19 protein-coding genes are annotated in these 17529 nt (G+C 68.9%); 3 read left to right on the top strand and 16 right to left on the bottom strand.

Annotated elements, in window-relative coordinates:
* Window positions 1-7 precede the first annotated feature (7 nt).
* The 8 genes from ACZ5UM_RS13500 to thpR all read right to left on the bottom strand — a co-directional run bounded on the left by ACZ5UM_RS13500 (window position 8) and on the right by thpR (window position 8213).
* The gene (locus tag ACZ5UM_RS13500; protein WP_464844819.1) at window positions 8-2284 is read right to left on the bottom strand and encodes a type IA DNA topoisomerase; all 2277 of its coding nucleotides are present in this window, start codon (window positions 2282-2284) and stop codon (window positions 8-10) included.
* Window positions 2285-2423: 139 nt separating this feature from the next.
* A complete protein-coding gene (gene rpsA, locus ACZ5UM_RS13495) occupies window positions 2424-3704 on the bottom strand; it encodes a 30S ribosomal protein S1 (RefSeq protein ID WP_464844818.1) in 1281 nt (426 codons plus the stop codon).
* Window positions 3705-3809: 105 nt separating this feature from the next.
* Window positions 3810-4454, bottom strand: a complete 645-nt coding sequence (locus ACZ5UM_RS13490; RefSeq protein WP_464844817.1) for a lysophospholipid acyltransferase family protein — start codon at window positions 4452-4454, stop codon at window positions 3810-3812.
* A 2-nt stretch (window positions 4455-4456) separates the two neighbouring features.
* Entirely contained in the window at window positions 4457-5137 is a 681-nt protein-coding gene (gene cmk, locus ACZ5UM_RS13485; RefSeq protein ID WP_464848381.1) for a (d)CMP kinase, read from the bottom strand.
* A gap of 195 nt (window positions 5138-5332) precedes the next feature.
* On the bottom strand, window positions 5333-5596 hold the full coding sequence (locus ACZ5UM_RS13480; RefSeq protein ID WP_464844816.1) for a hypothetical protein: 264 nt from the start codon (window positions 5594-5596) through the stop codon (window positions 5333-5335).
* 64 nt (window positions 5597-5660) lie between these two features.
* Window positions 5661-6500 carry a regulatory protein RecX gene (locus tag ACZ5UM_RS13475; RefSeq protein ID WP_464844815.1) on the bottom strand — a complete coding sequence of 280 codons (840 nt, stop codon included), beginning with the start codon at window positions 6498-6500 and terminating at the stop codon, window positions 5661-5663.
* Window positions 6493-7545, bottom strand: coding sequence for a recombinase RecA (recA, locus tag ACZ5UM_RS13470; protein WP_464844814.1), 1053 nt, complete (start codon window positions 7543-7545; stop codon window positions 6493-6495). The genes ACZ5UM_RS13475 and recA overlap by 8 nt, the downstream gene beginning before the upstream one ends.
* Before the next feature lie 86 nt (window positions 7546-7631).
* Window positions 7632-8213 carry an RNA 2',3'-cyclic phosphodiesterase gene (thpR, locus tag ACZ5UM_RS13465; RefSeq protein WP_464844813.1) on the bottom strand — a complete coding sequence of 194 codons (582 nt, stop codon included), beginning with the start codon at window positions 8211-8213 and terminating at the stop codon, window positions 7632-7634.
* Window positions 8214-8400: 187 nt separating this feature from the next.
* On the opposite strand from thpR, the gene ACZ5UM_RS13460 reads away from it, so the two are divergent.
* Window positions 8401-8835, top strand: a complete 435-nt coding sequence (locus ACZ5UM_RS13460; RefSeq protein ID WP_464844812.1) for a hypothetical protein — start codon at window positions 8401-8403, stop codon at window positions 8833-8835.
* Window positions 8835-9272: a hypothetical protein gene (locus tag ACZ5UM_RS13455; protein ID WP_464844811.1), complete on the top strand. Its 438-nt coding sequence runs from the start codon at window positions 8835-8837 to the stop codon at window positions 9270-9272. The genes ACZ5UM_RS13460 and ACZ5UM_RS13455 overlap by 1 nt, the downstream gene beginning before the upstream one ends.
* A gap of 56 nt (window positions 9273-9328) precedes the next feature.
* Here the strand turns inward: ACZ5UM_RS13455 and ACZ5UM_RS13450 are convergent, their stop codons facing one another.
* The 7 genes from ACZ5UM_RS13450 to mbhE are packed head-to-tail and all read right to left on the bottom strand — an operon-like array spanning window position 9329 to window position 15130.
* On the bottom strand, window positions 9329-9598 hold the full coding sequence (locus ACZ5UM_RS13450; RefSeq protein WP_464844810.1) for a cation:proton antiporter: 270 nt from the start codon (window positions 9596-9598) through the stop codon (window positions 9329-9331).
* A complete protein-coding gene (locus tag ACZ5UM_RS13445) occupies window positions 9591-9941 on the bottom strand; it encodes an MrpF/PhaF family protein (RefSeq protein ID WP_464848380.1) in 351 nt (116 codons plus the stop codon). Before ACZ5UM_RS13445 ends, ACZ5UM_RS13450 begins: the two co-directional genes overlap by 8 nt.
* The gene (locus ACZ5UM_RS13440) at window positions 9941-10453 is read right to left on the bottom strand and encodes a Na+/H+ antiporter subunit E (protein WP_464844809.1); all 513 of its coding nucleotides are present in this window, start codon (window positions 10451-10453) and stop codon (window positions 9941-9943) included. The genes ACZ5UM_RS13445 and ACZ5UM_RS13440 overlap by 1 nt, the downstream gene beginning before the upstream one ends.
* A 5-nt stretch (window positions 10454-10458) precedes the next feature.
* The gene (locus ACZ5UM_RS13435) at window positions 10459-11943 is read right to left on the bottom strand and encodes a proton-conducting transporter transmembrane domain-containing protein (RefSeq protein WP_011195787.1); all 1485 of its coding nucleotides are present in this window, start codon (window positions 11941-11943) and stop codon (window positions 10459-10461) included.
* On the bottom strand, window positions 11936-12319 hold the full coding sequence (locus ACZ5UM_RS13430) for a sodium:proton antiporter (RefSeq protein ID WP_464844808.1): 384 nt from the start codon (window positions 12317-12319) through the stop codon (window positions 11936-11938). Before ACZ5UM_RS13430 ends, ACZ5UM_RS13435 begins: the two co-directional genes overlap by 8 nt.
* A 3-nt stretch (window positions 12320-12322) precedes the next feature.
* A complete protein-coding gene (locus ACZ5UM_RS13425) occupies window positions 12323-12817 on the bottom strand; it encodes an MnhB domain-containing protein (RefSeq protein WP_273377369.1) in 495 nt (164 codons plus the stop codon).
* Window positions 12818-15130 (bottom strand): hydrogen gas-evolving membrane-bound hydrogenase subunit E, encoded by a 2313-nt coding sequence (gene mbhE / locus ACZ5UM_RS13420; RefSeq protein WP_464844807.1) that lies wholly within the window; start codon window positions 15128-15130, stop codon window positions 12818-12820.
* Window positions 15131-15514: 384 nt separating this feature from the next.
* Between mbhE and ACZ5UM_RS13415 the strand changes: the two genes are divergently transcribed.
* Entirely contained in the window at window positions 15515-16039 is a 525-nt protein-coding gene (locus ACZ5UM_RS13415; RefSeq protein WP_464844806.1) for a helix-turn-helix domain-containing protein, read from the top strand.
* A gap of 1098 nt (window positions 16040-17137) precedes the next feature.
* On the opposite strand, the gene ACZ5UM_RS13410 is transcribed toward ACZ5UM_RS13415, so the two are convergent.
* Complete coding sequence (locus ACZ5UM_RS13410) at window positions 17138-17431, bottom strand: YciI family protein (RefSeq protein ID WP_464844805.1); 294 nt, start codon at window positions 17429-17431, stop codon at window positions 17138-17140.
* Window positions 17432-17529 lie beyond the last annotated feature (98 nt).

Raw genomic sequence — 17529 nt, 5'->3', positions numbered from 1 at the left:
CACTTGCTCAGGAAGGGTCGGCCGAACCGGCGCGCCGTCCGGAACCGGAACGGCGCCTTGCCGGGTCCGCTGCTCCTGCCCGGGCTGCGTTCCCCTGTCCGGCCCCCGCCGCGGCGCGGGAGCCGCTGCGCGGGGAGCGGCTTCGCGCGGGCGGGAACTCGAAGCCCACCTGGCCGTCTGCCTTCAGTACCAGGAAGGCGGAGAAGGCGCGGCCGGTGCGCGGGGAGACGAAGCCCGTGATCAGGGGCGTCCTGCCCCGGGCGAGGAGCGCCTCGGCGGCGCCGGCGTCGATGACCTTGCCGCAGAGGTAGCCCGGCACCCGCAGCGTGCACCCGTCCGTCGCGCACGTCCACCCCCGGCTTCCCCGGACCACCGCGCCGCCGCACCGGGGACAGGGGGTGGCCAGCTTCGCCGGCGGCTGACGTCCTTCCGGACCGTCCTGCGCGCCGGCCGCCGCCCCGCCCTCCGCAGCCCGAATCCGCTCGACCAGCCGGGCGGTGAGCGCGCGGATCTCCTGCATGAACCGCGCGTCGTCGTAGTCGCCCGCCTGAATCCCGGCGATGCGGTGCTCCCACTCGCCCGTGAGCTCCGGGCTCAGCAGCACCTCGACCCCCGCCCTCTCGGCCAGTTCCACCAGCCGCCGGCCCTTCGGCGTGGGCACCAGGCTCTTCTTCTCCGTCCTAATGTACCCCATCTCCTTGAGCCGCTCGATGATCGCCGCCCGGGTGGCCGGCGTCCCCAGCCCGTGGCCCTTCATGGCCTCCTTCAGCGCCTCGTCCGTGATCTCCCGCCCCGCGCTCTCCATGGCGGAGAGCAGCGTGGCCTCGGTGAAGCGCCTGGGCGGACGGGTCGCCTTCTCCAGGCTCTCCACCGACCGGACGGCAACCGCTTCGCCGGCCTGAAGCGGCGGCAGCGGCTGCCGGGGCTCCTCCTCGTCCTGTTCCTTCCGCCGCGGCCGGGCAGGCTCGGGCTCCACCTGCCGCCAGCCGGGCTCCACCAGCTGCCTGCCCCGGGTGCGAAACCGGTCCGGCAGTTCACCGGCGCAGGTGATGACCTCCTGTTCGAGGAAGCGGGCGTCGGGGTAAAACTGCGCGAGAAAACGGCGGACGATGAGATCGTAGATCTTCGCCGGGACACCCGTCAGGCTCCGCGGGACCTCCGTGGTGGGGATGATCGCATGGTGATCGGTGACCTTCGCGTCATCCACCACCCGCCGGTTGCCCCAGGTCACCCGGCCCGGATCGGCCCCGGCCGCCAGCGTTCCCAGGGCGGGCACGGCCGAGAGCGCCCGCACGAGCATCGGCAGCTGCGGCACCAGCGCCCGGGAGAGGTAGCGGGAGTCGGTGCGGGGGTAGGTGATGTGTCTGGCCTCGTAGAGCGACTGCGCGGCCTTCAGGGTGGCCGCCGCCGTCAGCCCGTAGCGGCGGTTGGCCTCCCGCTGCAGGCTGGTCAGGTCGAAGAGCTGCGGCGGCCGCTCCACCACCGGCTGTTCCTGCACCGATTCCACCCGCCCGGTCCGGCCGCGCACGCGCTGCGCCACCGCTTCCGCCGCGGCTGCGCCGGCCAGCCGGTCGCCCTCGGGGCCGAACCACTTGCCCGTGTACTCCCGACCGTCCGCCGTCCGGAACGCGGCGGTGACCTCCCAGTACGGCTCGGGGCGGAACGCCTCGATCTCCCGCTCCCGCCGCACCACCATCGCCAGCGTGGGGGTCTGCACGCGGCCCGCCGAGAGCAGTTCGCCCCACTTCACCGTGAACGCCCGCGTGGCGTTGATGCCCACCAGCCAGTCGCCCTCGGCCCGGCACCGGGCCGACCGGTAGAGCCGGTCGTAGTGGGACTGGGGCTTCATGTCGGCGAAGGCCGCCCGGATGGCCGCCGGGGTGAGGGCAGAGACCCAGAGCCGCTTCACGGGCTTCTCGAGCCCCGCAGCCTGGCAGATGTACCGGAAGATCAGCTCACCCTCCCGCCCTGCGTCGCAGGCGTTGACCAGGTAAGGCGCCTGCTTTCCCAGGCGGGCCAGCGTGCGGAACTGGGAGCGGGTTTTCGGGAGCACCTCCAGGCCGAACGCCTCCGGCATGATGGGCAGCGTCTCCAACGCCCACCGCTTCCACCGCGGGTCGTAGGCCTCTGGGGGCTGCAGCTCCACCAGGTGGCCGATCGCCCAGGACAGCAGGTACTCCGCCGATTCCAGGTAGCCTTCCCGCCGGGCAAAGCCGCCCAGGGCCTGGGCGATGGCCATGGCCGCCGACGGCTTCTCCGCGATGATCAGGGGCTTGCCCGCCATACCTCTCCTCCTCGGAATACATGTTCGGCCCGGGTTCGGCGTTTTCCTTCCTCGGCAGACAAATCCTGCCAGACTTCCGAGCAGCGGCAATAGAGAAGTCCGGCCCCCTGCAGGGAGCCGGACGAAAAGGCACGGCAAGCTATTCGGACTGGGGTTCCTCGGCCGCCCCGGACGCTTCCTCAGCCGGTGCCTGGGCCTGCGCGTCGGGCTCGGAGACCTCGGTAGCCTCGGACGCCGCCTCGGCCTCCCCGCCTTCGGCCGCGACGGGGTCCTTGTACGGGGTGGTCACCTGAGCGGCAATCGCCTCGGCCGCCAGCTCCTCCACCGCGGCCCGCAGCGAGAGGCTGATCCGGCGGTTCTGCGCATCGACGCTGATGACCTTGACCTTCACCACGTCTCCGATGGAGACGACCTCGCCCGGGTTGTTGATGCGCCGGTCGGCCATCTGGCTGATGTGGATCAGGCCGTCGACGCCGGGCTCAAGCTCCACGAAGGCGCCGAAGGTGGTCAGGCGGGCGACGGTGCCCTCGACGATGGCGCCCTCCGGGTACTTCTCTTCCACCGTATCCCACGGATCGGGAAGCACCTGCTTCAGACCCAGGGAGACCTTGCCCTTCTCGCGGTCCAGGCGCAGCACCTTGACCTTGATCTGCTCGCCTTCCTTGACGACCTGCGACGGGTGCTTGATGCGGCCGTAGGACATCTCGGAGATGTGCAGCAGCCCGTCGACCCCGCCGAGGTCGATGAAGGCGCCGAAGTCCGTGATGGACTTGACCTTACCCTCCAGCACGTCGCCCTCCTGGACGGTCGCCCAGAAGCGCTCCCGCGCGGCCGCGCGCTCCTGCTCCAGCACCTGCTTGCGGGAGAGGATGACGCGCCCCTTGTAAGGATCCAGTTCCACGATTTTGACGCGGATCCTCTGGCCCACAAACTTGGAGAGATCGGCAACGTAGCCCCGGTCCACCTGCGAAGCGGGCAGGAAGGCACGCAGTCCCAGGTCGACCACGAGGCCTCCCTTGACGGCCTCGGTGACCTCGGCCTCGATGACCTCGCCGGCCTCAAATTTCCGCTCGATCTCAGCCCAGGCCAGCTGCTCATCGGCACGGCGCTTGCTGATGCGCAGGCCGCCCTCGCCCTTGGCATCGACGCTGAGGACCACCACCTGCACTTCGTCACCAACCTTGAGCCCGGCCTCCTCGGCACTGCGGAGCGGACGGTGGGAAAGCTCGTTCAGCGGGATGATTCCCTCCGACTTGTAGCCGACGTCGACCATGATCGAATCCTCGCTGACGCGCACGACCTGCCCCTTCACGATGTCGCCGGGCTTGGGTACCCTGAGGGCAGCCTCCAGCTCAGCGCGGGCTTCGATGTCCTCCATGGTCTCGACTTTCTCCCTACCCTGGTTGTCAAACTCCTGCACGATCGTAGACCTCCTCGATGGCTCGGACCAGGTGCGGCACCGGCGCGACCGACGCGAACCATACATTACCAGATTCTCATGAAGAAACCAGCCCCGGGCGGCGGATTACCAGAAAGAAAGTGCTTGACCGGCCGGCGGTCCTTCGTCCGCGCGCCGCGCTTGGGGCGGCGCATCCACCAGCTCGGCGATCGCCTCCGCAATGGCCTGGCTGGCCGCCTCCAGTGTCGGCCCGTTCAGCCTCTGGCCCCGGAAGCGCTCCAGATCCACCGGCGGTCCGAAGCGAACCCGAATAGGACGAAACGGTTTATAGCTGCCGGTGATGCCGACGGGGATCACCGGTACGCCGGACTTGAGGGCGATATACGCCGTTCCAGGCTCGGGCTTCTGCAGTTCCCCGGTCCGGGAGCGGGTGCCCTCGGGAAATATGCCAAAGCAGCAGCCGGCCTCCAGCAGGGAAAGGGCGTGCTTCAGGGCCGCCCTGTCCGCGCTTCCCCGCTTCACGGGAAATGCGCCCAGTCCCCGGATGATGAAGCCGAGCAGCTGCGAACGGAACAGCTCCTCTTTCGCCATGAAGCAGACCGGTCGTGGACAGGCCAGGCCGATGATGATGGGGTCCTGTGCGTTGATATGGTTGCCGCAGAGAATGACGCCGCCGCTGCGGGGAATATGCTCCTGGCCCTCCGCCCGGATGCGGTAGAGCAGGCGGTAGCCGGTGCCCAGGACGACCCTTGCAAAGCCGTAGAGCCACATGGCTAAATCCTCCGGCAGTGCTGCAGAATTTCCTCGACGACCTCGTCGACGCGCTTGCCGGTCGTGTCGATGACGATCGACTCCGGCAGCCGCACCAGCGAGTGGACACCCTTGTTCATATCCTGCGCATCTCGCCGCGCGATCTCCGCCTCGACCTCCGCCAGCTCGGCGGGATGGCCTTCCGCCCGCAGCTGGGCCAAGCGGCGCCGGGCCCGCTCCTGCAGGGTGGCGGTGATGAAGAACTTCCGGTCGGCGTCGGGCAGCACATACGAGCCGATATCGCGGCCGTCCATCACCACGCCCCCGGTCCGTGCCAGGGCCCGCTGGGCCTCAATCAGCCGCTGCCGGAGCCGCGGCACCGCCGACACCTGCGAGACGATCGCCGACACGGCCGGCGTGCGGATCTCGGCGGTGACGTCCTCGCCGTCCAGCAGCACCCGGTTGCCGCCGTCCGACGCCCGCTCCAGCTGGACGTCGGTCGTCTCGGCCATGGCGGCCAGGGCGGCAGCGTCCGTCTCCGGAATTCCCAGGCGCAGGGCCTTCAGGGCGAGAGCCCGGTACATCGCACCTGTGTCGATATAGAGATACCCGAGCCGATTCGCGACGATCCGCGCCAGGGTGCTCTTCCCGGCCCCGGCCGGGCCGTCCATGGCGATCACGAGTTCTCGGGTCCCGTCACGCAACGCCAAAGTTCACACTCCAACTCGTCGATATGCCATGCCCATCGTGCAGAACGGGCTCGAACCCTTACGGTATGCAGTTGTACATCGCGCCCGAGACTTCCTTCCCTAAGATTAGCAGACTGGAAATGCCACGTCAAACTGGCAAATTGCGAGATACGTGCAAAAGAGAGCGCAGCCGCGCTCCCTCCACCGTGCCTATTGGGCGCTGGTCGACCTCCCCAGGCTGCGGCTCCAGTCGGTCACCTCGTGCACCGGCGTGCCTTCCAGCGCCGCCAGCAGGCCCAGGCGGCCCATGCCCAGCGTCTGCGCCAGGGCCAGGACCACCAGCCCGAGCACCACCAGCCGCATGAGCACCCGCTCCACCTCATCGGCCAGGCGGCGGTGCCGCGCCTGGAAGGCCTCCACCGCTTCGCGGTCCCGCGCTTCCCGCCAGTCGGGGCGGGCGTCCGGCCGCTCCACTGCGGTCACCTCCTGCGGCGTGATCCCCTTTCATGGTCGTTATTTTATGTGGAGGTGACCGATGTTATACATTTTCGTCTTCCCCGTACGGCGCCGGATCCTCCCGCAGCGGTTGCCTGCGGCCCAGGGAAGTCCGCCGCTGCAGGCTGCCGCGCCCGGGGACAGGCGGCTCCGGCAGGCGGGCGATGAGCGGCTCCAGGGCCTCCCGGACCGTCTCCGGCCCGAACCCCCGGCGCGCGAGGTAGCCCGCCAGGCGCCGGGCCGCGGTGGCGCGGTCGACGCCGTTCATGCGGCGCAGCCGGCTCTCCGCCACGGCCCGGGCGTGCTCCACGGCCTCGTGGCTGCCCCGTGCGGCCTCCACCACCTCGGCCGCGACCTGCCGGTCCACGCCCTTCCGGAGGAGGTCGGCCAGAAGCCGCCGGCTGCCGTGGTCCGGACGGCTGCGCACGTAGCTCTCGGCGTACGCCCGGTCGTCCAGCCAGCCGGCCGCGGCGAGCCGCTCCACGGCGCGCTCGACGGTCTCCGGCGGATACCGGCGGCCGAGGCGCCGCGCCACCTCCAGGCGGGTGCGGGGCGCAGCCGCCAGCAGCCGCAGGCCGGCCTCCCACGCCTGCCGGTCCAGGTCGGCCGCGTAGGCCGCGGCCAGCGTCTCCCCGTCCACCTCCTGCCCCACCTTCAGGCCGCACCGGAGAACGGTCTCGACGTGCAGCCCCAGGACGAACTCGCCGTCCACGAACACCGAGCGCCGGTCCGGGTCCCGCTGCCCGGCCAGGGCGGTGATGCGCCCGGAGACCGCCTGCAGGGCCTCCGGGTCGACCTGCCGCTGCGACGCCCTGCGCGCGCGGCGGCCCCCGCCGGCGCGCGAGCCGCCGGAGCCGGTCCGGCCAGGCCGCCCGCTAGGCATCGGCGTCGGCGACTCCATCGTCCGCGGACTTCAGCGGCAAGGGGCCCACGTGCAGCCGTTCCTTGATCTTCTGTTCGATCTCGGCAGCCACCTCCGGGTGCTGCCGCAGCCAGTCCCGCGCGTTCTCCTTGCCCTGGCCGATCCGCACGTCTCCGTAGGAGTACCAGGCGCCGCTCTTGACGATGACCGGCGGGTTCAGCTCCACGCCGATGTCGATCAGGCTGCCTTCTTTCGAGATGCCCTGCCCGTAGAGGATATCGAACTCGGCCTGCTTGAAGGGAGGCGCCACCTTGTTCTTCACGACCTTGACCCGGGTGCGGGAGCCGACCACCTCCTGGCCGTTCTTCAGCGTCTCGGCCTTGCGCACCTCCAGGCGGACCGACGAGTAGAACTTCAGGGCGCGGCCGCCCGGCGTCGTCTCGGGGTTCCCGAACATCACGCCGACCTTCTCGCGGATCTGGTTGATGAAGATGACCACGGCCCTCGACTTGGAGATGGCGCCGGTCAGCTTGCGCAGCGCCTGGGACATCAGCCGGGCCTGCAGGCCGACGAAGGAGTCGCCCATCTCGCCCTCGATCTCGGCCTTGGGCACCAGCGCCGCGACCGAGTCGACCACCACGACGTCCACGGCGCCCGAACGCACCAGGGTCTCGGTGATCTCCAGCGCCTGCTCGCCCGTGTCCGGCTGGGAGATGAGCAGGTTTTCGATGTCGACCCCGAGGGCCTGGGCGTAGACCGGGTCCAGCGCGTGCTCCGCGTCCACGAACGCCGCCACGCCGCCCATCTTCTGGGCCTCGGCGATGACGTGCAGCGCGACCGTCGTCTTGCCCGACGACTCCGGCCCGTAGATCTCCGTGATCCGGCCGCGCGGCAGGCCGCCGACCCCCAGGGCCGCATCCAGCGCCACCGAACCGGTCGGAATCACCTCGACGTTCAGCCTGGCCATCTGCTCGCCAAGCCGCATGATCGAACCCTTGCCAAACTGCTTCTCGATCTGCGCGAGCGCCATGTCTATGGCCTTCTGCTTTCCCGGATCCAACGGCATAAGCCCCGCATCCTCCCAGCCAGTATTTTCCAGACCCTTCAGCCCCAGTATAGGCCAGCCGCCGCCGCCTGACAAGCCCGAAGGGGCTATTCGGCGCGCATCAGTTCGGCCGTCTCGACCACGGTGTAGCGGGGGCCGGCCGGCAGCAGCTCGCTGCGCATCAGGACCACCTGCTCCACCTGCCACTCTCCGTAGGCCACCGGCGGGCGGGTCAGCAACTCCCGCAGCGGCGCTGCCACATCCGCCCCGTCCCGCACACGCCCCAGGGTCAGGTGCGGGTGAAAGGGCCGGAGCTCCCGCGCGAACCCGACGCCGGCCAGTTCATCCTCCAGCCGCCGGGCCAGGGCGACGAGCTGCTCCCGTCCCTCGCCGGTGCCCGCCCACAGCACCCGGGGGTTCCGCAGGCCGGGGAAAGCGCCCAGCCCGGCTACGGCCAGCCGGAACGGGGCCGTTCCGGCGGCTGCGCGGCGCAGGGCCCCTGCGGCCTTCTCCACCTCTTCCTGCCCGAGTTCGCCGAAGAAGCGGAGCGTGAAATGAAACTGGTCCGCGCGCACCCACTTCACCGCCCGGGCCTCGGCGCCCAGGGCCCGCCGGAGTTCGTCGCGCGCGGATTCCAGCGCCCGGCGGACCGCCGGCGACGAAACCTCAACCGCCGCAAAACAGCGCAAGCTGGTCACCTGCCTCACCCGCAAGTTCGACGCCCGCCATCCCGATTCCTTCAGGTTGAATGCGAAATCCGGAACATCCGTTCGAACGCCGGCAAGGGTGGGGTCACATCGATAGTATGGCGTTGAACTTTACCGCCGGATATCCCGTGTTGATCTACGAGACCCAACACACGGGGGGAGTGGCGGAATGCAGACGCCGCTGAGGCCACTGGGGATCAGCCCGTCCGCCCTGGAGGCCGAGCTGGAGGCACGCCGCACCAGCCACCGGGCACAGGTGGACATCCTGAAGGCCCGCCTCGCGGACGTGGCGGCCCGCGGGGCGCAGCTTCGGCAGCGCCGGGCGGAACTGGCAGCCGAGCGGGAGCGGCTGGAACAGGAGATCCAGCAGATTCTGGAGGAGTTCGACCGGGCCGAAAGCGAGTTCGAAGTCCGCCGCCGGGAGGTCGCCGAGCGCCACCGCCGCGAGCTGGCCGACCGGGAGGCGGAACTGGATGCCGTCCGGCGGGAGCGGGACAACTGGATCGCCCTGGAGCGGCAGATCGCGGAGGGGATCCTGGCCGCGGTCCAGCCCTTCCTCCAGCTGCAGGCGTACCTGCGGGAGCAGGAAGGGGGTCGGGGCTGATGCGAGAGCCCACCGACCGCCCGCTGCGCCGGCAGCTGCTGGGCATCCCCCCGCAGGAGGCGGAGCGGCAGCTGCGGGAGCAGGCTGAACGCTTCGCGCTGGAGCTCAGGCACCTCCGGGAGGCCATCGAGCAGGCGAAGGCAGAGGAGGCCAGCCTGACGGCCGATTGCGAGGCCCTGGAGGCCCAGGTGCAGGAGGCCGCCAGAAAGCTGGCGCGGCTGCAGAAGGGGCTCGAGCGCAGCCGCGCCATGGCGCCGATTCAGGCCCTGGTGCTCGCGCGGGAGATCGCCGACCTGGAGGACGAGCACGCGGCCCGGCTGGCAGAGCTGGCGGCCGAACAGGAGCGGCTCCGGACCGAGATCGCCGAGCGGCGCGCGTCCCTGCAGCAGTGGGTGACGGCGCTGCTGCGTTCCGTGGCGGAGCGGGGCGCGGAATAGGGCGGAAAAAACGACCGCCGCACGGATGCGGCGGTCTTCCCGTTTTCAGGCCGGCTTCACTCGTGTTCCTTCTCCACGCCCATGTCCTCCTGCAGGTCATCCCGGACCGTCACCGGCGCCAGGCGCACCCCCGTGCGGTGCGCCCCGCGGGCGATGACGAACGATGCCGCCGAAGTCGTCCAGAAGACGAACGGAACGACCAGCAGCAGCTTCAGCGTGAGCCCGTGTGTGAAAGAGAAGTAGAGGGTGCCGGCCAGGACCATCATCACCGTGGCGAAGGTGATGGCCATGGTGACCGCGTGCAGGCGGTTGTACACATCAGGCATCCGGACGAGCCCCAGCGTCCCCAGCACCGCCGCCGCGGTCCCCAGCAGGAGCAACACGCTGATGAGAATCTCCATGGCCAATGACCCCCCCCCTCTGAAGGTACTTGCCCAGCGCAACGGTCGAGACGTAGTTGATGGCGGCGAGGACCACGGCATACGCCAGGTACTGCGGGTCGTTCAGCAGGATCGCACCGACGATCAACGCCTGGATGAGCACCGTGCCGAAGGCATCGATCGCCGCGATCCGGTCCGCGACGGTAGGCCCGGCGAACGTGCGGTAGGCGGCGAAACCCAGGGAGACGACCATGCCCACCAGGCTGATCCAGAGGACGGCCTGCAGCATCACTGCAACACCTCCATGATCAGCTCCTCAATGCGCCGGATCGGGGCAAGCGCCGCCTCGGCATCGGAGGCATCGATGACGTGCAGATAGAGCACGTCCCACTCATCGGACACCTCGACGGTGTAAGAGCCGGGGGTCACGGTGATCAGGTTGGCCAGCAGGGCTACCTGCCCGGGCTGCCGGACCCGCAGGGGGAACTTCAGCACGCCGGGCGTGATCGTGCTCAGGTCCCGGCGCAGCATCAGGCGCGCCATCTCGGCGTTGCCCCGCAGCCAGTGCCGCGTGTAGTACAGGAACAGGTGGGCGGCGCTCACCAGCCAGCGGAAGATGCCGCCTGGCCGCCTCACGTAGGGGTTGATGAGCCCGTGGACCGGCGCCGGGAAGATCAGCAGGATCACCAGGCCCACGACCAGCCCGCCGACGAAGCTGCCGAGGGTGTAGGACTCCTGCAGGATCATCCAGAGAAACGCGAACAGCACTACGAGGATTCCGGTGCGAACTCGGGCGTCCACGGCGCTCACCTCCCCAGGACGGCTTCAACGTAGATGTTGGGATGCATAAGCTGGTCTGCCGTCGCCAGCGCGAACTCCATCATGTAGCCGCCGCCCAGGCCCATCGCGACGGAAAGCGCCAGCAGGATCACGGCGGGGGTCAGGGCCGCGAAGTAGTCCCGCCTGGTGCGCTGGATCCGCTGACCGGAGGGCCGTCCCCAGTAGGCCTTGCGGAAGATCTTGATCATGGAGAACAGGGTGAAGAACGAGACCAGCAGCGACACCGCTGCGATGCCCCAGGCCCCCTTCTCCACCGCCGCCCGGAGCAGGGCGAACTTGGCGAAGAAGCCCGAGAAGGGCGGCACGCCGGCCAGCGAGATGGCGGTGGCGAAGAACGTGTAGGCCAGTCCGGGGTAGGAGGCCAGCAGGCCGGAGTAGTGCTTGAAGTCCGTCTGACCCGTGATCCGGCTGGTCGCCCCGGAGAGCAGGAACAGGCCGGACTTGACGATGATGTGGTGTGCGATGTAGAACACCGCTCCGGCAAGCCCCAGGACCGTATACAGGCCCAGGCCCATGATCATGTATCCGATCTGGCTGATGATGTGGTAGCTCAGGATGGCCTTGAAGTCGTACTGGGAGATCGCGCCCATCACGCCGAGGAACATCGTGAGGCCGCCGATGACCAGCAGCAGCGAGTGGGTCAGGCCGCTGTCGTGGATGAAGATCAGGGTGAACACCCGGATGAGGCCGTACACCCCCACCTTGGTCAGCATCGACGCGAACAGCGGGGCGATGCCGTTGGGCACGTAGTAGTACGAGCGGGGCAGCCACCAGTAGAAGGGAAAGAGCGCGCCCTTCGCGGCGAACACGACCAGGAACAGCATCCCCGACAGGGTGATGTAGGGGTTGCCGGGCTCGGACGCCGCCTTGGCGGCGATGTCCGCCATGTTCAGCGACGAGGTGACGCCGTAGAGCAGGGCCACGCCGAACAGGAAGAGGCTCGAGGCCACCGTGTTCAGCAGCAGGTACTTCAGGCCCTCCCGCACCTGCGGGCCCGTGCTCCCCAGAGCCATCAGGAAATAGGACGAGATCAGCATCACCTCGAAGGCGACGTACAGGTTGAAGATGTCGCCGGTGGCGAAGCTGAGGTTGACGCCGGCCATCATGAAGAAGAGCACAGGGTAGAAGAAGGTCCGTTCACTGTCCGGGTTCATGTCCCGGAAAATGTAGAGGATGGACGTAAAGAGCACGACGGCCGCGAGGATCATCATCATCCCGCTGAACAGGTCCGCCGTCAGCGTGATGCCGAAGGGCACCGGCCACCCGCCGGCCGTCTGGACCTGAATGCCGGAGGTCCAGATGGTGTACGTAAGCAGAACCGAGAGCACAATCCCCGCAATCGACGACAGGAGGGCTACCGCCCGCTGGAGGGCCACCCGCCTGTGCAGGAGCAGCTGGACAATGCCGGTGCCGAAGCAGAGCAGTGCGGGGTAGGCGACGAGGTTACTCATGCTCCACCCCCCGCAGCAGCAGCAGATCGTCGGTATCGCACTCCTGGACCGTCCGGTACGACAGGACGAAGGCGAAGGCGGTCGTCGCCAGGCCGATGACGATCGACGTCAGGATCAGGGCCTGCGGCACGGGGTCGACATACGAGATGCCGTCCACGATAATGCCGCCGCTGCCCTCCGCCGCGACCTGCACTTCGCTTCCGCCCAGGAAGGGCGCACGCCCCGTCTTCAGCCGGCCGGAGGTGAGGAGCATGAAGTTGGTGGCGTAGTTGATCAGCATGGTTCCCAGCACGATCCGGATCATGTTCCGCTCCAGGAGCAGGTAGGTGCCCACACCCAGGAGCAGGCCGATGACCAGTGCAGCAAGCAGTTCCACCGGCTACGACACCTCCCTGTCAGGGCTGGGGGCTGCGCCTTCCGCCGCGGATGGGCGGCGGCGTACCGGATCCGTGGCGATGCTGAGCAGGACGGTCTTCATCGTGCCCACGACCACGAGAAAGACGCCGATGTCAAAGAGCACCGCCGTGGACCAGTGCAGCTCGCCCAGAAGGGGCAGCACGATCACCCCTGCGCTGTGCTCCATGAAGGCATGTCCCGCCAGGGCCGGACCCAGCACGGTCGCGAACGAGATCAGCAGGCCGCCGCCCAGCAGGTACTGGGGAGGGAGCGGAAAGATGGCCTGCGCGGCGTCCGTGCCGAACGCCACCCCCTGCATGGCGATTGCCGCCGCGATCAGGAGACCGGCGATGAAGCCGCCGCCCGGCTCGTGGTGGCCCCGCAGCAGGATCCAGACGGCGAGGAGCTTCAGGCCGTACAGCGACGTGTGGACGACAACCCGGACGATCGGGTTCTGTTCGATCTGCGCGCGGACCATCTAGCTCCTCCCCCCTTTCGCCTGGTGGTCCTTCCGCAGCCGGATCAGCATGTACACCGCGAGTCCGGCCACGGTGAGCACCGTGATCTCCCCCATCGTGTCAAACCCGCGGAAATCCACGAGGATCACGTTGACGACGTTGTTCCCGCCGCCCAATCGGTAGCTGTTCTCCACCAGCCACTCCGCCACCCTTGGCGGGAACAGGCGGGCCCCGTTGGCGAGAAGCGTGACCACCGTGCCCAGCGCGCCGACGCCGATCGCCACCAGCAGGTTGGTGTTCAGCCTGCCCGGCCTGCGCGGGTGGACCGTGATCTGCCGCAGGTGCGGGAAGACCAGCAGGAAGAGCACGGTGGTGATCACCTCGACGACTGCCTGCGTGAGGGCCAGGTCCGGCGCCCGGAGGAGGGCGAAGAGCAGCGACAGCGGCAGGCCCACCAGCGAAATGGCCATGACGGCCGCCAGGCGGCTGGTGACGCGGGCGGTGGCGACCGCACCGGCGACGATGATCGCCATCAGCAGAAGCTCCCAGGGCCCGACGGGCGACAGCGTGAGCTGCGGGATTCCGGCGCGCCGGACCAGCATGGTCCCGAAGAAGAGCAGCACCAGGGCGCCCAGGGTGTATGCGAGGTAGTCGCGCAGGTAACCGGTCATCTGCCGGTTGGTGATCCACTTCGCCGCCTTCTCCACCACCTGGTTCTTCCACCAGAGGAGGTCGTACAGGGCGTTCAGATGGTACCGCTGCGGGGTGAACCGCCGGAAGACGGCCAGGACGCGGGGCAGCCCCGCGTAGGCGAGCACGCCGCCGCCCAGGGCGATGGCCGTCATCAGCAGGGCGGGGGTGAAGCCGTGCCAGAGCGCGATGTGCGGCAGGTCCGCCGGCCCCTGCAGCACCGCCGCCACGGCGGGGGTGACAATCGCCGACTCGACGAGCCCCGGGAAGATGCCGACGGCGACGATGATGACCGCCAGGAGCAGCGGAGGCACCAGGATGGACGGCGACCCTTCCTCCGGCACGTCCGGGGTCTCGTGGGGCTCGCCGAACCAGATCTTGTGCCCGAGGATGAGGCAGTAGAGGGTCGTGAGCAGGGAGGCGCCCGTCGCGACCAGCGCCCCCGCCGCGCCCATGGAAGAGCCGTGGACCGCGGTCAGGAACATCTCCTTGGAGAGGAAGCCGTTGAGCAGCGGTACCCCGGCCATGGAGGCGGCGCCCACCATCGCCAGTCCCGCGGACACGGGCATGGCCCTCCGCAGCCCCGAGAGGAGCGGGATCTCACGGGTGCCGGTCTGGTGGTCGACGATGCCGACGACCATGAACAGAAGCGCCTTGAACGTGGAGTGGTTGAGCAGGTGAAACGCGGCCGCCTGGGTGGCTTCCGGGGTCCCCAGGCCGAACAGCCACATGATGAGACCCAGCTGCGAGATGGTGGACAGCGCGAGGACGGCCTTCAGGTCGGTCTTCTGCACGGCGAGGAAGGATCCCACCACCATCGTCACCATGCCGACCGCGGCCACGACGGGCACCCAGAGCGGGTGCGTGTGGAAGATCGGCCAGAGGCGGCCGATCAGGTAGAGCCCGGCCTTGACCATGGTGGCCGAGTGCAGGTAGGCAGAGACCGGCGTGGGGGCCGCCATCGCGTCGGGAAGCCAGATATGGAAGGGAAACTGAGCAGACTTGGTGAAGGCGCCGATCAGCAGCAGGACCAGCGCCACGGTGACCAGCGGGTGCCCCAGCAGCTCGGCCTGTTTCTCGAGCAGCGCCGACAGCTCAAAGGTGCCGCCCACCGTGCCGAGAATCGCCAGGCCGCCCAGCATGCAGAGGCCGCCCCCGAAGGTGATCAGGATCGCCTTCAGGGCGCCGTACTGGGCGTCGTCGCGGGTGTTCCAGAAGCCGATCAGCAGGAAGGAGCTGATCGAGGTCAACTCCCAGAACACGTACATGAGCATCAGGTTGCCGGCGTACACCACGCCGAGCATCGCACCCATGAAGAGCAGCAGGTAGGCGTAGAACTTGCCCAGGTCCTCGCGGGAGCCCAGGTAGGGAATGCTATAGAGGACGACGAGCGTGCCGATCCCGGCGATGAGCAGGGCAAACAGCCGGCCCCACCCGTCAACGTGTATGGAGAGGTCGATCCCCAGGTGCGGCACCCACGGGATGACCACCGACACATTCGGGGTCAGGACGACGAGGATGAAGGTCGCAGCCGCCGCAGCCACTGCCGCCACGCCGAGCCGCCAGCGAAGCCAGCGGTAGAGCGCGGGCATGAAGAAGGCAGCGACCAGTGGAAGCGCGATCGATACCAGGGCTTGCGCCAAAGCAACACCTCCCTGAGTTGTGCTGAGTTTCTGCGCAAGGGAGTCACCCGGGTCCGGCGCAGAGGGGTGCAGCGTGCGGAACCGTGACGGCGATCGGGCAGCGCGTTCGCCGAGTCACATCTATGCGCAAAGAAAAAGATCCAGGTCCCGCTGGAAAGGGGCTCTGGAGCCTGAACGGGTGGAGTCGCTGCCTTCCATCCCCTCGCTTCGCCGTGGTCTACTTCTGGTACCTCACCCAATAACGATACCAAAAGGCTAAGTCTGTGTCCAGCATGTCGTCCAAAAACGTTAACCTGGATTTTTGCCCCCGAAAAGCAAGCCAGGAAGGACTTTTCGCCGGGATTACGAACCCTTAATCAACAGCCGTTGCTAGGGGGATGCAGGGTGATTTTCGTCCGAGAGCTCTCACCCGAAGAGCGCGCGGAACTGGAGCGAACCGCCCGCCGCCGTCACCGCGTGGTGAGCAGCCGGCGTGCCGCCATCGTCCTCGCCTCCGCGCAGGGCCTGACGGCGCCGCAGATCGCCCAGCGCTACCGCTGTTCGGTCGATCATGTGCGGCATGTCATTCACAACTTCAACGAGCACGGTCTCGACTCGCTGCAGCCCGCATACTGCGGCGGCCGCCCACGGGTCTTCGACGCCGCACAGCGGGACCGGATCGTCAGCCTGGCCCTCACACCGCCGCAGACAGCCGGATTCCCATGGCCCTGCTGGTCGCTCTCCCGGCTTCAGGAGGCGCTCATCCGGCTGCACGTCGTCGAGGGGATCAGCAAGGAGACCATCCGGCTCGTGCTGGAGGAGGCCGGCGTGCGCTGCCGCCGCGGACGGCCCTGGACCCGGGCCCGCCGCCGTGCGGCGGAAAGCGGGGCACAGTCCCCTGCTCCGGATCCGGGAACGGTCCGCCACTGACGCGCGGGATCACCAGCTACCCCGCACCACCGGGGCATGCTGGTGATCCTTTTCGTCTGCCCGCCCGGCCTGGCAGGGGCACACCAGCCTCTCCAGGCCGTACTCCGCCCGCGCGGCGCAGCGCGGGTTCCCGCAGCGCCGGTCCCAGGCGACGGTTCCCCGGGGCGGGGGCGGGAAACGGGCTGCCCTGGGGCGGTGCGGAGCGTCGCTTTTGGTGCCCTGGCCGCCGGCGTGCGTGCGGACCGGCCGCCCTTCGGCCGATCGCACGCCTGGATCGGTCCCCGGGTCCGGTGCGCCCGGCGCCGCCGCAGCCAGGCCAAGCGCGGCTGCGGCGAGAACCAGGCTTTGGAGAAACGTCCTGCGGCTCATCCGCTGGTCGTCAGAGCGGGTGTGTTCGTACATCATCCGGTGGAGTACCCCCGCAATGGCTGTGGGATGTGAGTGGTGGGCTGTGGGAAGTGGCGTTGAGCGGTGAGTGGTGGGCAGTGGGTAGTGGGATCTGGCGGTGAGCTGTGCGCGGTGGGTCGTGGGTAGTGCGATCTGGTGGTGAGCTGTGCGCGGTGGGTCGTGGGTGGTGCGATCTGGCGGTGAGCTGTGCGCGGTGGGTCGTGGGTGGTGCGATCTGGCGGCGAGCTGTGCGCGGTGGGCAGAGGGAAGCGGCGGTACGCAGGTGCAGCCGCCAGGCGCAGGCGGGACCCAGCCGGTCCGGAGAGCTGACAGAGGACAAGCGGGGAGAACGACCGCGCGTGCGCCATCAGGTTCGGATCCTGCGCGGGGAGCGGGACACCCTGCGAGAAGGCGCAGCCCGCTTTGCGCAGAAGGACGGGCGGGTAGCCGCCAGGAACGTAGCGCCTGACCAACTGCGTGGTGCTGTGGAGCGTGGGCTGCAGGTGGCGGGAACGGGGCGTCCGCTGCCGGCTGGGCACTGACCGGCTGCATGCCGCCACGGCGCCCCCGCCGCCCACCTCCCACGGCTCACCGCTCACAGTTCTCCTAGTCTCTCCCCGCAGGGCGGTGCGCATGAAAGACAAGGCGCCGGGGGTTTCCCGCCGCCCGCCCTGCGCAAGCCGCCGCTGATCCTCCGGGGGGCCGGCGCGCTCAGTCGCCCTCCAGCGGCCGGCCCTCGCCGCCGGTGATGATCCACTCCCGGACCTCGGCGTCCTCCATCCCGGAGGAGACGAGGGGATCGGCGGCCGCCACCGCCTCCGCCTCCGCCAGCGACGCCGCCCGGATGATGGTCATGCCGCCGGTCCTGTCGGCAAAGGGGCCGCACAGCACCAGCCGCCCCTGATCCGCAAGGCGCTTCAGGTGCGCCCGGTGGGCCTGCATCAACTCGTCGGTGATGACGCACCCCGGTCTGCGGGTCAGCCGGATCATGTAGCACGTCTCCACGTCCATCCCTCCCCCGCCATCGTAGCCACGATCCGGTGGCGGCGAACAGGGACAAAACGGCCCCCGACCGTCCGAAAACGGTCAGGGGCCGCAGACTG

The sequence above is a fragment of the Symbiobacterium ostreiconchae genome (assembly GCF_055396975.1).
Note: the sequence above shows the minus strand (reverse complement) of the source record. Positions and strands in the feature narration are given on the sequence as shown.

Coding starts and splice junctions, on each gene's coding strand:
- ACZ5UM_RS13500 (WP_464844819.1), bottom strand. CDS start 2,284: ATGGCGGGCAAGCCCCTGATCATCGCGGAGAAGCCGTCGGCGGCCATG.
- recA (WP_464844814.1), bottom strand. CDS start 7,545: ATGCCGTTGGATCCGGGAAAGCAGAAGGCCATAGACATGGCGCTCGCG.
- ACZ5UM_RS13445 (WP_464848380.1), bottom strand. CDS start 9,941: ATGCTGCAGGCCGTCCTCTGGATCAGCCTGGTGGGCATGGTCGTCTCC.
- ACZ5UM_RS13490 (WP_464844817.1), bottom strand. CDS start 4,454: ATGTGGCTCTACGGCTTTGCAAGGGTCGTCCTGGGCACCGGCTACCGC.
- ACZ5UM_RS13475 (WP_464844815.1), bottom strand. CDS start 6,500: ATGCCTAGCGGGCGGCCTGGCCGGACCGGCTCCGGCGGCTCGCGCGCC.
- ACZ5UM_RS13455 (WP_464844811.1), top strand. CDS start 8,835: ATGCGAGAGCCCACCGACCGCCCGCTGCGCCGGCAGCTGCTGGGCATC.
- ACZ5UM_RS13460 (WP_464844812.1), top strand. CDS start 8,401: ATGCAGACGCCGCTGAGGCCACTGGGGATCAGCCCGTCCGCCCTGGAG.
- ACZ5UM_RS13425 (WP_273377369.1), bottom strand. CDS start 12,817: ATGGTCCGCGCGCAGATCGAACAGAACCCGATCGTCCGGGTTGTCGTC.
- ACZ5UM_RS13450 (WP_464844810.1), bottom strand. CDS start 9,598: ATGCCTGATGTGTACAACCGCCTGCACGCGGTCACCATGGCCATCACC.
- ACZ5UM_RS13435 (WP_011195787.1), bottom strand. CDS start 11,943: ATGAGTAACCTCGTCGCCTACCCCGCACTGCTCTGCTTCGGCACCGGC.